Below are 14,943 nucleotides of genomic sequence, written 5' to 3'. Positions count from 1 at the left end.
CGGAGGTTAGAGGCCACCAAAACGAGCAGCAAGCTCTTTATATTTTGCTACTTCATCGGCATCAAATTGCGGATCGCCATTAGCGTCTTCACCTTTTGCGATCAGTAGACTTTCTCGGGCTAAACGCTTTACACGCTCAGCTTTAACCCCTAAAAACTCAGCCACTTGCTCGGTTGACATTAAACTCATAAATACTTCCTCATGTTAAACCTTTTACAAGCGCCTTTAGATAATGAGACAGGGATGGATATGTTGCAAAATGGTTATTAGTTTTTATTAAGTATAATTTAATAGCCGTTTTTTGCTTGCTTGTGAAGTAATTTATTCTTTTTCGTTTAATTAATAATCATCTAGGCGATAGATGCTGGCATTTAGTTGCAGATGCCTTTATTATTGCTGTGCCTAAACACTGATATCGCGAGTTGGTGTGGTGGCACAAATGTGCTCTCGTGGTGAAATGGATATCACGTGGCCCTCCGGAGGCTAAGTTGTAGGTTCGATCCCTACCGAGAGCGCCATTTGCTTATAAATAGTTTTTCCTAACTAAATCGTGCACTTTCTTATTGTCTCAATTATTTTTGCTTATCTAGCTAACCTCGTCTCGTAGTGCTGACTTTTCATATTAATAAAGATTTTAATGTTCATCTGCCAGTCGTACTCCGCGATAAAATTTTAATGCTGTTTTCAATTATTGTTCGCCTTCCCATCTTTGTTTTTGCTAAGACATTAAGTTAGCGTGCAAAATAGTTTAATTAAATGTGTATTATACTACAAATCAGGATGAAATTAATTATCATTCGTGATAAGTTAATGCTGTTGTTTTTCTTCTACTTAGAGTATCGCCATGCATTTTACCCTACTGCCAATTGCGACAGCTGTTAGTGTCGCGCTTATGTCAATGAATCTAGCTGCCGCAGAAAACGATAGCCAAGATGAAAATAAAATTGAAAAAATCACTGTTAATGGCAAATATGTTGTTAATGAAAATATAGATACTGCGACCGGCTTAGGTTTATCTATCCGTGAAACCCCCCAGTCAGTTACGGTCTTTACCGCCGAACGTATTCGTGACCAAGATCTTGATACCATCATTGATGCGGTTGATAACACTGTGGGTTTATCATCATCAAAAATGGATAACGTCCGTAACACCATGCAGTCACGTGGATTTAGCGTATCTAATTATCAAATTGATGGTGTGCCATTATCATGGAGTTTGGCTGGAGATTCTGGTGAAACCTCCGCAGATGTCGCCATCTATGAGCGTGTCGAGTTTGTACGCGGTGCAACAGGCTTATTAACAGGAGCGGGTGATCCGTCTGCTTCAATAAACCTCGTTCGTAAGCGTGCGAGTAATACAGATTTAACTGGCTATGTTGATTTATCGATAGGAAGCTGGAATAAAAAGGAGCTAACAGTTGATCTTGCCAATGGCTTGAATGACAGTGGTTCAGTGCGAGGACGTGTTGTTGCTAAAGTGGTTGATAGTGAATCTTACATTGACTTATACGAAGAAAATAAAAAGATTTTTTACGGTGTATTAGAAACCGATTTATCTGCAGATACCACTTTTCGCGTAGGCGGAAGCTATCAAAAAAGTGATCCTCATGGGCCTGTGTGGGGCGCATTGCCAGCTTACTATACCGATGGTACAGAGACTGATTGGAATGTATCAAAGACCACGGCGGTTGATTGGACTCGCTGGGAGACTGAACATACCAACTACTTTGCCTCGGTTGATCACTTGTTTTCAAATGGTTGGCAGCTAACAGCAAATTACAATCACTCAAAATATGATAAAGAGAGTCGATTATTTTATGTATATGGTGCGTTAGATAAAGAGACGGGGGCTGGGCTTACTGGGCAACGTTACTTTGCATTTGGCACAACAGAGCAAGACAGTGTTGATATACAACTTAAAGGTCAATATAACCTGTTTGAACAAACTCATGACTTTGTAGTTGGCGCGCTTTATTCAAAACAAAAAGGAGATACAAGTACACGTGACCCAGATCCTATTATTGGTGGCTCTGCATGGGATGCTGTTCCAATTGAAGACTTTTATAACTTCCAAGGTGACTCAATTGCAGAGCCAAACTGGACTGAAGAAGCGACAGTGCAAGATGATAATGACACTGAGCAAAAAGGCTTTTACGTTGCAACACGTATTTCGATCACCGATTCATTTAAAGTGATTGGTGGTGGTCGCATTTCATCGTGGGAGCGCGAGCGTTACTACTATGGTGCACAGCAAGACTACGGTAATTCTGGTGTGTTTGTACCTTACTTTGGTGCTTTATATGATCTGAACTCTCAGCACCGTATTTATGCAAGCTACACAGAAATATTCAAACCGCAGAATAACTTAGATGCGAGCGGTGAATACTTAGATCCAATCGATGGTAAAGCAAGTGAAATTGGCTTAAAGAGTGCTTACTTTGACGATCGCTTACAAACTTCAATTGCGATCTTTGATATTCAACAAGACAACTTAGCCGTTGAAGATCCTAATTACGTACCGACTGCAGAACAAATGTCAGCATACTATGGTGCTGAGGGTACGCAAAGTCGTGGTTTTGAGTTTGAAGCTATAGGGGAACCTGTTGATGGTTGGAACATCTCTGCCGGTTATTCACAGTTTGAAGCTGAAGATGCTGATGATGTTAAAATAAACACCACAGCACCTCGTAAGCAGTTTAAATTATTTACCACCTATCAATTTGTTGATCAATTACCTGAGCTAACAATTGGTGGTGGCCTGAATTGGCAAAGTAAATCCTATGCCAAAGGCAGTACTGTTAACGTAGAGCAAGGTTCATACGCGCTGGTTAATTTAATGGCTCGTTATAACATCAACGAAGCAATGAAAGTACAAACTAACGTGAACAACCTGTTTGACGAAAAGTACTATAACTATATGACTGCGGGTAGCTCAAACCTATATCGCTATGGTGCACCGCGAAGTGTATCAGTAAGCTTTAGCTACAACTTCTAAGTTAGTATAAAGGCGCTGTAATAGCGCCTTTTCTTTTGCTGTGCTTGCTATACTTAGCTTTTTACTCACAGTGGACATTTATGAAATACCAACCAATAAAATGTGGCGATTATGATCAATATGAGCTGCTTTGCATGCAATCAGCGCGGGTTAAAATTATCACCACAGATGATCAGGAGTTAATTGGCAACGCAAAAAACTTACTTAACCTAAAGGGACAAGGTGAGTTTTTACTCATTGAACGTCAAGAAAAAGGCGAACATAAAGTCCGCCTTGATGAAATTAAAGCCATTTCTTATTTTTAAAATACACGCCGATCCCGCCCGTTAATACGATTAAAAAGATCACAAATGCACTAAATGCATAAGGGCTTTCGGTACCTGGAATACCACCCACATTGACGCCGAGTAAGCCGGTTAAAAAGCCAAGTGGTAAAAACAACGCGGCAACCACTGACATCACATACATACGCTGGTTGAGTTGCTCAGAAACTTGATTGGTAACGGTCTGCTGAATAATCTGCGCACGTTCGATTGAGTTGTCTAGTTCCTCAATAAAACGGATCAGCAAATGAGTTGTTTCATTCAATTTTGCTTTATCGCTTTCATCCAACCAGTTATATTTGTTTACTATTAGCGTACTTAGCGCTTCTTTTTGCGGCTTTAGATAGCGCTTTAAACCAATAGTTTGACGACGTAATTGCGATAGGCCTTGATTATCGAAACGTTTAGTTGGCTGGTCAATTTCATCTTCAAATTCGTCTAAGTTATCGTCCAGATCATCAATAACACTTTGCATACGCGAAGTGAGGTTATGGGTTAATTGGCAAATCAGTTCCGAGATATTGCACGGGCCATTTTTTGCTGTTAATGAGGCTAGCACATCTTGCATCGAAAGAAGACGGCGTTTTCGAGTGGTGATCACAATATTTTCATTAATGAATAAACGAATCGACACCATGTCTTCAGGGTTTTGCGCAGGATTTAAATTAACGCCGCGTAAAAATAACATACAGCCGTTAGTCGCTTGGGTTATGCGTGGGCGTGTTTCATCTGCTGTTAATGAAGCAAGTTCATAATCAGTCAGTTGTTCGCTGTTTCTTAGCCACTCAATCGCTTCAGTTTGACTATAATCCAAGTGAACCCAAAGTTTTCCTTGGGCTGGTTGCCAATTATTTAGCTCTGCACTGTTCTCTATTGTATGTGCCCCGCCTTGTTCATCAAGGATAAGTGCATGTAGTAAACCATTGAACATAGTAATATCTCGTTAATACTGTATGGTTAATATAGTTGACTATTGAGAGACTTAGGTCAATTAAATAGGCTAATCGAATTGATAAAATTATTTCATTGGTGTTTTAATGCGTGTAGCGTATAAGACAGTTTTTTATTAAAGGGCACATTTATGACGGCAAAGATAATTGTTGGTTGGCGTGAGTGGCTGAGTTTACCTGAGCTTGGCATTAATCAAATTAAAGCTAAGATTGATACAGGCGCCCGTACGTCATGTATTCATGCTCTTAATATTGAAGAATATGAGCGAGAAGGTGAAAAGTGGGTTAAATTTATAGCCCAGCCTTTGCAAGAAGATGAACACACTCAAGTGCAGTGTCATGCTAAAGTAAAAAAGATGAAGTATGTAACGAGCTCAAGCGGGCAACGAGAGCTACGGTATTTTATTGAAACAACGCTCTGTGCTGGTGATAAAAGTTGGCCTATAGAGGTGACTTTAACGAGCCGAGCAAGCATGAAGTTCAGAATGTTATTAGGGCGCACAGCCATGGAAAATCGTATAGTCGTTGATCCGGCTTTATCTCATTTATTAGATAGTTAAGGTTTTAACTATGAAAATCGGTATTTTATCTCGTAATAAGAATTTATATTCAACACGTCGTTTAATCGAAGCTGCCCAGCTGCGTGGCCATGAAGTGAAAGTGATCGATGCGCTGCGTTGTTATATGAACATTAACTCTGAGCAACCAGAGATCCACTATCGCGGTGAAAATCTAAAAGACTTTGACACTATCATTCCGCGTATTGGTGCTTCGGTTACTTTTTATGGCTGTGCGGTTTTACGCCAATTCGAAATGATGAATGTGTTTCCTGTGAATGAATCAGTGGCAATTTCACGTTCGCGAGATAAATTACGTTCATTACAGTTATTATCGCGTAAAGGCGTAGGCATGCCGGTAACGGGTTTTGCTAGTAAGCCAGATGACGTAAAAGACTTACTTGAAATGGTGGGTGGTGCTCCGGTTGTAATTAAATTATTGGAAGGCACGCAAGGCATTGGTGTGGTGTTAGCAGAAACGCGCAAAGCGGCTGAAAGTGTTATTGAAGCCTTTATGGGCTTAAAAGCTAATATCATGGTACAAGAATATATTAAAGAAGCAGGCGGTGCTGATATCCGCTGTTTCGTACTCGGTGATAAAGTGATTGCTGCGATGAAGCGTCAAGCACAAGACGGTGAGTTCCGTTCTAATTTACACCGCGGTGGCAGTGCAACATTAGTACGTATCACGCCAGAAGAACGTAGAACAGCAGTGGCAGCAGCGAAAGCGATGGGTTTGAATGTCGCTGGGGTTGACTTACTTCGTTCATCTCGCGGACCTTTGGTAATGGAAGTTAACTCTTCACCAGGTCTTGAAGGTATTGAAGTAGCAACAGGAAAAGATATTGCAGGCATGGTGATCGAATTTATCGAAAAAACCGCTGCGACTAAAAGGACCGCAACGCGTGGCAAAGGTTAAAATCAATAGTGCGTTTACTTTATTAGGCGAAACGGTGGGGGTAGGCGAGCGTAAAACCCTGGCCTTGGAAGCTGCAAAGCTGTATACCCACTCACCGTTAAATATTCCTATCGAAGTGGTGAATGGTGTGCAAGCAGGGCCAGTATTAATGGTCTGCGCAGCGATTCATGGTGATGAACTCAATGGCGTAGAAGTAGTGCGCCAATTATTAGCAAAAATAGATGCTAACCAGCTGCGTGGTACGCTGATTGCTGTGCCGATTGTTAACGTATTTGGTTTTATCCATAAGTCACGTTATTTACCGGATCGTCGCGATATGAACCGTAGTTTTCCGGGTTCTATTCGTGGTTCGCTTGCTGGGCGTATGGCACATATGTTCTTCTCGCAAGTGGCTGTTCATTGTACGCACATTATTGATTTACATACCGGGGCGATTCATCGCACTAACTTGCCACAAATACGTGCCAATTTAAGTGATGAAGCCACGGCACAAATGGCGAAAGCATTTGGTACGCCGGCGGTAATAGATGCTTCTTTACGTAATGGCTCACTTCGCAGCGAAGCTGCTAACCTTGGTATTCCAGTCATTACTTATGAAGCCGGTGAAGCATTACGCTTTGATCCAATAGCCATTGCAGCAGGTATGCAAGGCGTAGATTACGTTATGCGACATTTAAAAATGATCCGTGGTAAGCGCGCTAAAAAGTTACCTGAACCGATTATTGCAAGCTCCACTAGTTGGGTGCGTGCCGAGGTTGATGGTATTGTTCGCGCGCAAGTCTCACTGGGTGAGCGAGTGATGAAAGGCCAAATATTGGCGTATATCAGTAGCCCATTAGGTGACTCAGAGCTTGAGCTATTAGCACCACGCAGTGGTATCGTGATCGGCCAGCAAACCATGCCGTTAGTTAATGAAGGTGATGCAGTGTTCCACTTAGCGTATTTTGCTCATGCAAATAGCTTAGTTGAACAGCAATTAGAAACCTTTATTGATGAAATAAGTGATATTGAAGATGAGTTAAAAACAGCTGATTTAAATAATTAAGCTAATTTAACGGGTTGATTAAAAAGCCGCTGAAGAGACTTTCTTTAGCGGCTTTTTTTTACCTTGAGCTAGTCGCTATTTATGATGGCTTTTTGGGGCCAATAATACGTTTAGTAGCAGCCACTTTTGTTGGTTTTGGCTCATTGCTTAACACCATCACTGGACGAGTAACAAACAAGTTGTTTGGGTAAATAACGCGATGACCATCAATATGCTCGAGCACCACATTCATTAAACCCATTTCAACAATACGTCCTTCCACAAAGTTAGCGCCATCAATCACTCTAACCCAATAGCCAACACGGCAATCATTTTGAATAAACATCAGTAAAAAAGAGGTGAGGTTGCTTAACAGTGACCAAGCAGCAAACAGTGCAACACCTAACATGGCAAACAAAGATGAGCCAAGAACCAGTAAACCGCGTAACTCTATGCCCCAAAACACCAAGACTAAACAAAGCATTACAAATGCGAGGATAATTTTTAGTAGCAGTTCTGCGCGGTATTTACGATGAATATCGACCTTACCTTTGATGGTTTTTTCGAGCAGCTTTTTGGTAAGTTTTAACAGCAATGGGAATACCAGTAAGGCAACTAATGTTACCACCCATCTATATTGCATACTAAGAATATCAAGTAGTTCCACACGTTGTCCCAATCAGTTTAATCAGAGCCGTATTTTAGCGTTTTTTATGACCTTTAAAAGGTATTTTTTACCGTGACAAGCCATTGGATTGAATCCACATCATCATCTTTATCAAGGGGAGCGGCAATATCTAAATGGATCACTGTACCGGCATTGGCTCTGCTAGGTGCGAGTCTTAAACCTACGCCAACATTTTTCAATACTTGACCATTATCGCCGTTATTTTTATCGTTAAACCATGCACGTCCAATGTCAAAAAACGCAGCGCCACCGACCTTAAAAAGTTGCAGCAAGTCGTACTGCCAGTAGTAACGTTTTTCTAAATTGACCAAAAAGCTGCGATCACCTTGTTGATAATCTAACGGGTAGCCACGTAAACCATTTTCACCGCCTAGGCTCAGTTGCTGATCTGGAGTGAGATTATTTGCATAATCAAGCCGTATTCTGGCATACCAGGATTGCTCTAAACTGGTATTTAAATAATATTGCACTTGGCTACTAGCTAACAGGTTCTCTACTTTGCCTTGCTCTTCGTTCCAATAACCATCGAGGCTGGCATGAAAGCGCCACAACGTATCATTACCGCTAAAGTGCGCTTTCTTAGCATTGAAGGAATAAATGGCACGACTTGCATCATTGCTTACTTCTTCACTGGAGTAACCGAGTAAAGCTTGTAGATTCCACCCTAAATTGAGATCTTCAGTGCGATAAATGCTGTCGAAATTTCTTACTTTTACAAAGCGATCTTCAAACCAGTGGCCGCTTATATAGGGGTAACTTAACTCTCGTTTTTCAGCCAGTGGCGTATTGGTTTCTGAAGTGCTAGCAAAGCTTTGTTGTTCGTGGGTATAACCTACATTGAGACGCTGCGTCCAATTATTGCTAAGGTGTTTGGAGTGGCCAAAGTAAATACGGTTATACTCGGTTTTTTGGGAGAATTGGCTGAACACTTCGCCTCTTTTATAGAGCGACTCGGTGCGTTGATCTGAGTAACTCAACAATCCATAGCTATAAGGTGTATCAATGGAATAAAACGGGTAAGTTAACTCGAGTAAATGGCGTTTTCCATCATCGTTATCAGAATACTCAACGCGGCCACGGTAGCGGCTAGACAGTATATTTGGATCATCGTATACAAATAAATACCCATTGCGCTCGGCATCGGATGTGCGTGACAGTGAGAGGCGTTTCCCCCAGCCAAGTAAATTAGACTCACGAAAGCCGATACTCGATTTATTTTCGCCGCCGCTGCGACTAAAGCTTATCTCAGGCAGTAATGTCCATAAATCGCGGGTTTCTACAGTGACATCAATATGCCCATCGCAATTAGTTTCGGCACTAATATTGGCATCATATAAGTAACCTTGGCGACGTAATAAACGTTCTGATTCAGCCAGTTTTCTTGGCTCATAGTTATCTTCAGGGGCAAATAACAGAATGCTTTTAATAACATCAGGTTCTGTGGTCATATGTGCACGATTAGCAAATCGAAATAGCGCGTTATTTTCTTCTTCGAGTTCAGTATTAAACACGTTGAGCTGATTAAGTTTGATGTTTGCTATTTTGGCATCGGGGGTTTTTTCTGGTAATAGCTCTTCGCCATCAAGTTGGCGGTATAAGTTCTTTTCAGATGCAGTAATAGTCTGTTGCTTATCACAGCTTTGCTGGGTTTGAGCCTCAGATTGCGCAAGACAATAGGGGGCATAGAGCAGGTAGCTTGAACAGCTAAAAAGTAGAAACTTAAAACATCTGCTTACGGCCATTTAAATCCTTGAAAATGAACTTTAGTCTGTGCTTACTACACACTAACTTGCAGTATAAGTCCACCTCATTGTTGCATTTGGGTAAGAAAATAATGGACAAGTACAGCTAATAATTGCTCAGCTTCAACACCTTCTGCATTGATCCAGACACTATTACTATAATGCTCGAAGTTTAAATTAAAGTTTTGGTTTGCATAGCTAAAGCGGCATTGATGGCGGTCCGCGCCACTGGCAAACTCGCTTATTGTGATCTCGGGTGCGTGGAGAAATAAATGCGCCCATAGTTCAAAGTCATCATCATTAGGCATTTCGCTCGGGCTAATAATGATTGCATTATGGCGGGTGTCTAATTGAAATTCAGTCATGCTGTTACTCTGTACTTAGGAAGCCGCTAAATAGTTACGAATAGCTTGTAAAAAGGGGCTGCCGTATTTGTTAAGTTTGGTAAAGCCAACCCCAGAGACTTTGAGAAACTCACTGTCATTGGTTGGCATTAACTGCGCCATTTCAGCGAGTGTTTTATCGTTAAATACCACATATGGCGGCACATCATCGGCATCAGCAAGTTCTTTACGCAGAGCACGAAGTTTTGCAAACAGCTTTTTATCATAGTTAAATTGAGCCAATTTATCTTGGTAAACGTGTTTAGCTTGTAGGCGCGGCTCAGCCAATTGCAGCGCATATTCACCTTTAAAAATGGCACGTGCGCCTTCAGTTAAGCGCAGCGCAGAGCCTTGGGTGATATCTTGACTTAGCAAACCTTGGTGAATGAGTTGGCGTAAAATACTCAGCCAAAATTCACTACTGTGATCTTTGCCTATGCCATAAGTACTGAGCTGGTGGTGATTATTATCACGAATACGGCTGGTGTTAGCTCCGCGTAGTAATTCTACGATGTAACCTAAACCGAAGCGCTGTTCGGCGCGATACACACATGACAGAGCTTGCTGGGCAACTAAGGTACCATCGAAGCTTTTTGGTGGGTTCAGGCAAATATCACAGTTACCACAGGGTTCACGTTGGTATTCACTAAAATAGTTAAGCAGTATTTGGCGGCGGCAGGTTTGTGCTTCTGCAAAGCTTGCCATGGCATTAAAGCGTTGCTCTTCAACGCGGCGGCGCTGTTCATCTTCAATGTCTTCAAAAAAACGTCTTACCCGGCCAATATCAGCAGGATCAAAGTACATGATTGCTTCTGCCGCAAGACCATCACGTCCAGCTCGCCCAGTTTCTTGATAGTAAGACTCAATACTTTTGGGAATATCGTAATGGAGTACAAACCGTACATTGGGTTTATTAATCCCCATGCCAAACGCCACTGTGGCAACCACGATTTGAATATCATCGCGAGCAAAGCCTGTTTGTACAAATTGGCGCTGTTCATTACTCATCCCTGCGTGGTAAGCCGCTGCATTCATGCCTGCATCGGCAATTTTTTCTGCTATTTCGTCAACCCGTTTACGGCTGGTGCAATAAATGATGCCACTTTGATTTTGTTGTTCTTTTAAGTAGCGAAGTAATTGCGCCAGCGGCTTGAACTTTTCTTCTATGGTGTAACGAATATTGGGTCTGTCAAAACTGCCAGTATGAATATAGGGGGTGGTTAAACCAAGCTGCTGAACAATATCAAAGCGGGTGGCTTTATCGGCAGTGGCAGTCAGCGCCATCATCGGCACATGTGGAAAATGCTGTTTAAGCTCGCTTAGTCGACAGTAATGCGGGCGAAAATCATGGCCCCAATGTGACACACAGTGAGCTTCGTCAATCGCAAATAAACTAATATTCAGGTGACTTAAGCGTTCTTTAAATTCGTGTTGTAGTACTTTTTCAGGCGCAACATACAGAAGTTTGATCAAACCACTGTGCAGTTGTTGGTATATCTGTTGTTGCTCGTCGCGGTTAAGGCTGTTGTTGATATACGCCGCTTTTACTCCAAGCGCTCGCAGTTGTGACACTTGATCCTGCATTAATGAGATCAGCGGTGAAATCACTACGGTTAAGCCACTCAACGCTAATGCTGGTACTTGATAGCAAACAGATTTACCACCACCTGTGGGTAATAATACTAGGGTGTCTTGGCCGTTAAGGGCTGCATTAATTACCGTTTCTTGGCCGTCACGAAACTCGCTATAACCAAACACTTGTTTGAGTATAGCGGCGGGGCTGCGCACAACGGCGCTTGGTGTGGGGATTGGTGTATTCATCACGCTCATTTTAGAGCTTTTAGGCGACCTTGCATAGGTGCTTTTTATCGCACTTTCTTTTTAGTTGTGCTTTACTCATCTTACCAGTCATATACCCAAACCACCTCAAGATGCAGAATTCAGCGTTTCACAGGTGCTTAATATCAAGGCGTTACTTTGCAAGAATGGCACTCCCTTTTAAGAAGTAACAACGATGAGAGTAAGTGCCTGTGAAACGCCCAAGGGGTTGGTTTAAAAGCGATTTATACTGTGTTATTGATTTTAACAATAGAACCACTATTACCTGCAATCAATGCCTTGCCTAAATCACTTTTAATTCCAACTGAAACGTGTATTTTGAGGTGGTTTGGGTATAAAAAGCGGTTAATAATAATGAATAAAGCTATTTTAATTGATCAAGTTGCAAAAGTATTTGTTGAACAAATGCCGTTTAATCAGTTTTTACAAATTAAAGTAAAATTTTTAGATGCAGAGCAAGCGCAAATAAGTTTCCCCTGGCAGGATGTATTTATAGGTAATCCGGCGCAAAAAATTCTCCATGGCGGGGTGATATCAGCGGTGCTAGATAATGTTGGTGGAATGCTTGCTGCGGCTGCAATGATTGATAAACTCACTGAGCTTGATATATCAAACGTACAAAAAAAGTTGGCTACTTTAGGTACCATCGACTTACGAACTGATTATTTGCGACCAGGTAAAGGTAGCGAATTTACTGCGAGTGCAAAACTTATTCGTTCAGGTAACAAGGTGTGTGTCTGTAGAATGGAGCTGCATAATGAACAAAGTGTGCAAATAGCATTTGGTACAGGGACTTATTTAGTTGGATAAAACTGTACTCGAAGAGTAAACTAGCCGCCTTTTACACGTTTAGAACTTATTTATGCCAACTAATCCTGAACAGCGTAAAGGCGTTATCTTAGCCTGTATGGCTTTTTTTATGTGGGGCTTAGCGCCTATATACTTCAAATTACTACAGCACATTTCGGCATTTGAAATACTAATGTACAGAGTAGTATGGTCGGTATTATTTATCGCCATCATAGTTGCTGTGTTGCAGCAGTGGCATAAAGTCCAATATATTTTCAAGCAACCTAAGTTAATTGCCATGTTAGTGCTCACGGCCGCATTACTGGGCTTTAACTGGGGGTTGTTTATTTGGGCCGTCAATAATGACCATATGCTTGATGCGAGTTTGGGTTATTACATTAATCCATTATTAAATGTGTTACTCGGCATGCTATTTTTAGGAGAGAAGCTTCGTAAATGGCAGGCGTTTGCTGTTGCGTTGGCATTGTGTGGCGTACTGATCCAAGTGATTAGCTTTGGTTCTTTCCCGGTTGTTGCCTTGTCATTAGCAAGCTCATTTGCGATCTACGGCTTACTACGTAAAAAATTGCCAATCGAATCATTACCAGGGTTATTACTTGAAGCGTTAATCTTATTGCCCGTTGCTTTAGTATATTGGTGGTTAATGGTACCTACTGTAAGCTCCGATTTTACAGCTAATGATTGGCATACCAATGCGTTGTTGATCAGCGCAGGTGTTATTACGACGTTACCGTTATTGTGCTTTATAGGCGCCGCTAAGCGATTGCAATATACTACCTTAGGATTTTTTCAGTACATTGGGCCAAGCTTAATGTTTATTTTAGCCGTGGTGTTTTATGGTGAAGTATTCAGCGGTGAGCGCATAGTAACATTTGCCTGTATTTGGAGTGCGCTGGCAATTTTTAGCTACGATTCATATCGACAATCACAAAAGCGCAAACGTGAAAATATCCCTGCACCCACTAAGCCAGTTTAAGCACTGACTTTATTGCGGCCAGTTTCTTTAGCCTCATAAAGCTTAATATCAGCCTGTTTTAATAATTCATCGATTTGATAAACAGGTTGGTGTACGTAACCAATAGATAACGTGAATTTAATTTTCTGTTGACTAAATTCAGGGCTATTGAGCTCAATGAAATGACGAAAACCCTCTAGGCGTTTTACTACTTCATTTTTATCTGTATCAGCAAAAAAAACCGCAAATTCTTCACCGCCTAAACGTGCGGCTAAATGCTTTTTAAAATATTTAGCAAAACAGCTAGCCAGTCCCCGCAGTACTTCATCGCCGGCATTATGGCCATAGTTATCGTTGATTGATTTAAAATGGTCAATATCAAGCATCGCTAGAGAAGTTATTAATCCTTGTTGCTGCAGTTGCTTTAACGATTTAGTTGTTTCTTCAAAGAAGTAACGGCGATTAGGTAATTTAGTCAAATAGTCAGTATTGGCTTGCAAGCGAATAGTGTTAATTTGCTCTAACATGTCAACGTTTTGGCTCAAACGACAATAAAACTCTTCGCTGTTAAATGGTTTACGTAAATAATCGTTAGCGCCATTTTTTAAAAAGCGTGCTGAAAGATGAGATGTATCAGAACCGGAAATACCAATAATGGCTTTTTCCTCATTGCTGTATAAACGGCGGATCTCAGTACATAATTCATCACCATTCATATTGGGCATTTCGTTATCGGTAATGATCACCGTTATATCTGGGGTTTGCTCCAGAATGGCAAGTGCTTCAATGCCATCATTAGCTTCTAAAACCTGATACTTATGACGTTTAAGTAAGTTACAAATATGGCGTCGAGTAGCAACTGAGTCATCAACCACCAATACTTTAACATTTTCGTTGCGAGGTAGGCGTTGCAATTGTTTTTCTAAATATAGATAAGCTTGTTTATTCTCTTTAGTGATGTAATCAATGATAGGGTATTTTTCAACAGTATTACGGGTTTTTAAATCGATGTTGCCAGTCATTACAATCGTGGGGATTTCAGCTGCAATAGTGCAGGGAACTGCTTCACCTTGCGGAGCATCAGGCAAAATAAAATCTACAACAGCGCAAAAATAGCGATTTTTACTGATCAACTCTTTCGCTTGCGCTAATGAGTCTGCTATATCGGCATCATAGCCAACTTTAATTGCAATGTGTTTTTGCACTCGCGCTATAGTTGGCGTATCTTCAATGATGAGTATTTTCCGTGTCACGTAACACCTTGTTTTTTGGCCGGACCAAATAGTATTGCTTATACAAGTTGTAACTGTTAAAACACGAAAAAGCAAATAGCACCATTACTTTTATAGGCTATCTGACTCCGAATAGTAGTCTTGACTCTGTGGCGTTGGACTTGAGATCCGAGAGCGCCCAAATAGCGTATGAAATTTAGTTTTACAGGTCGTTAGCTTGAGGTATTTTATCCAAGTTCGCTCAATTGCGTTAGTTGGCTCTTGACTACCTGAAACAACAGCAAGAAATTGTGCTTGAATTTCGTTTTGTGGTTCAAGGATTTTGTTGTATAACCCTTTGAGTACCACGCCGTGTTGTTCAAGTATGTTAGCTTCTAATAAAGTGAAATTACCGCTGCGGCCGAATCCGCGTGGGAAATTCTGGTCATCATAAAACTGACGTTGGCTTACAAATGCTTGGCGAAGTAGTGAAATATCGTTGCTCATGGCTGTTTCCTCATGCCCTATATACTGGCTGGAGTATGGA

Annotated in this window: 15 protein-coding genes and 1 tRNA gene; 8 read left to right on the top strand and 8 right to left on the bottom strand. The window is 41.3% G+C overall.

From position 1 onward, the window contains the following. Positions 1-6 precede the first annotated feature (6 nt). Entirely contained in the window at positions 7-189 is a 183-nt protein-coding gene (locus tag NDQ71_RS09315) for a helix-turn-helix domain-containing protein (protein ID WP_192541116.1), read from the bottom strand. Between the two features lie 254 nt (positions 190-443). Here NDQ71_RS09315 and NDQ71_RS09310 point away from each other — a divergent pair. The 3 genes from NDQ71_RS09310 to NDQ71_RS09300 all read left to right on the top strand — a co-directional run bounded on the left by NDQ71_RS09310 (position 444) and on the right by NDQ71_RS09300 (position 3,300). Then, positions 444-518: transfer RNA gene (locus tag NDQ71_RS09310), tRNA-Arg, on the top strand. Between the two features lie 326 nt (positions 519-844). Then, on the top strand, positions 845-2,995 hold the full coding sequence (locus tag NDQ71_RS09305) for a TonB-dependent siderophore receptor (protein WP_192541115.1): 2,151 nt from the start codon (positions 845-847) through the stop codon (positions 2,993-2,995). A gap of 80 nt (positions 2,996-3,075) precedes the next feature. Then, entirely contained in the window at positions 3,076-3,300 is a 225-nt protein-coding gene (locus NDQ71_RS09300; RefSeq protein ID WP_192541114.1) for a Rho-binding antiterminator, read from the top strand. On the opposite strand, the gene NDQ71_RS09295 is transcribed toward NDQ71_RS09300, so the two are convergent. After that, a complete protein-coding gene (locus tag NDQ71_RS09295; protein WP_192541113.1) occupies positions 3,278-4,249 on the bottom strand; it encodes a zinc transporter ZntB in 972 nt (323 codons plus the stop codon). The genes NDQ71_RS09300 and NDQ71_RS09295 overlap by 23 nt on opposite strands. Before the next feature lie 150 nt (positions 4,250-4,399). Here NDQ71_RS09295 and NDQ71_RS09290 point away from each other — a divergent pair, with 150 nt between their 5' ends. The 3 genes from NDQ71_RS09290 to NDQ71_RS09280 are packed head-to-tail and all read left to right on the top strand — an operon-like array spanning position 4,400 to position 6,789. Beyond that, positions 4,400-4,828 carry an ATP-dependent zinc protease gene (locus tag NDQ71_RS09290; protein ID WP_192541112.1) on the top strand — a complete coding sequence of 143 codons (429 nt, stop codon included), beginning with the start codon at positions 4,400-4,402 and terminating at the stop codon, positions 4,826-4,828. A 10-nt stretch (positions 4,829-4,838) separates the two neighbouring features. After that, positions 4,839-5,744 carry a 30S ribosomal protein S6--L-glutamate ligase gene (gene rimK, locus NDQ71_RS09285; protein WP_192541111.1) on the top strand — a complete coding sequence of 302 codons (906 nt, stop codon included), beginning with the start codon at positions 4,839-4,841 and terminating at the stop codon, positions 5,742-5,744. Continuing rightward, a complete protein-coding gene (locus NDQ71_RS09280; RefSeq protein WP_192541110.1) occupies positions 5,731-6,789 on the top strand; it encodes a succinylglutamate desuccinylase/aspartoacylase family protein in 1,059 nt (352 codons plus the stop codon). Before rimK ends, NDQ71_RS09280 begins: the two co-directional genes overlap by 14 nt. Positions 6,790-6,868: 79 nt before the next feature. Here the strand turns inward: NDQ71_RS09280 and NDQ71_RS09275 are convergent, their stop codons facing one another. The 4 genes from NDQ71_RS09275 to recQ all read right to left on the bottom strand — a co-directional run bounded on the left by NDQ71_RS09275 (position 6,869) and on the right by recQ (position 11,402). After that, positions 6,869-7,411: a mechanosensitive ion channel domain-containing protein gene (locus tag NDQ71_RS09275; protein WP_192541157.1), complete on the bottom strand. Its 543-nt coding sequence runs from the start codon at positions 7,409-7,411 to the stop codon at positions 6,869-6,871. 77 nt (positions 7,412-7,488) lie between these two features. Next, positions 7,489-9,198 (bottom strand): BamA/TamA family outer membrane protein, encoded by a 1,710-nt coding sequence (locus NDQ71_RS09270; protein WP_192541109.1) that lies wholly within the window; start codon positions 9,196-9,198, stop codon positions 7,489-7,491. A 65-nt stretch (positions 9,199-9,263) separates the two neighbouring features. After that, positions 9,264-9,563, bottom strand: coding sequence for a DUF3630 family protein (locus NDQ71_RS09265; protein ID WP_064667909.1), 300 nt, complete (start codon positions 9,561-9,563; stop codon positions 9,264-9,266). 15 nt (positions 9,564-9,578) lie between these two features. Next, on the bottom strand, positions 9,579-11,402 hold the full coding sequence (recQ, locus tag NDQ71_RS09260; protein ID WP_192541108.1) for a DNA helicase RecQ: 1,824 nt from the start codon (positions 11,400-11,402) through the stop codon (positions 9,579-9,581). Between the two features lie 372 nt (positions 11,403-11,774). Here recQ and NDQ71_RS09255 point away from each other — a divergent pair, with 372 nt between their 5' ends. Next, positions 11,775-12,230, top strand: coding sequence for a thioesterase family protein (locus NDQ71_RS09255; protein WP_192541107.1), 456 nt, complete (start codon positions 11,775-11,777; stop codon positions 12,228-12,230). Between the two features lie 52 nt (positions 12,231-12,282). After that, a complete protein-coding gene (gene rarD / locus NDQ71_RS09250; RefSeq protein WP_301562639.1) occupies positions 12,283-13,206 on the top strand; it encodes an EamA family transporter RarD in 924 nt (307 codons plus the stop codon). Here the strand turns inward: rarD and NDQ71_RS09245 are convergent. Beyond that, complete coding sequence (locus tag NDQ71_RS09245; RefSeq protein WP_301562638.1) at positions 13,203-14,438, bottom strand: response regulator; 1,236 nt, start codon at positions 14,436-14,438, stop codon at positions 13,203-13,205. The two genes, rarD and NDQ71_RS09245, sit on opposite strands and share 4 nt — an antisense overlap. 90 nt (positions 14,439-14,528) lie before the next feature. After that, positions 14,529-14,903: a DUF413 domain-containing protein gene (locus NDQ71_RS09240; protein ID WP_192542754.1), complete on the bottom strand. Its 375-nt coding sequence runs from the start codon at positions 14,901-14,903 to the stop codon at positions 14,529-14,531. Between the last annotated feature and the right edge of the window lie 40 nt (positions 14,904-14,943).

It is taken from the genome of Pseudoalteromonas sp. KG3 (assembly GCF_030436385.1).
GTDB classification, from domain to species: Bacteria; Pseudomonadota; Gammaproteobacteria; order Enterobacterales; family Alteromonadaceae; genus Pseudoalteromonas; species Pseudoalteromonas prydzensis.
This window is presented reverse-complemented; position numbering and strand designations above follow the sequence as displayed.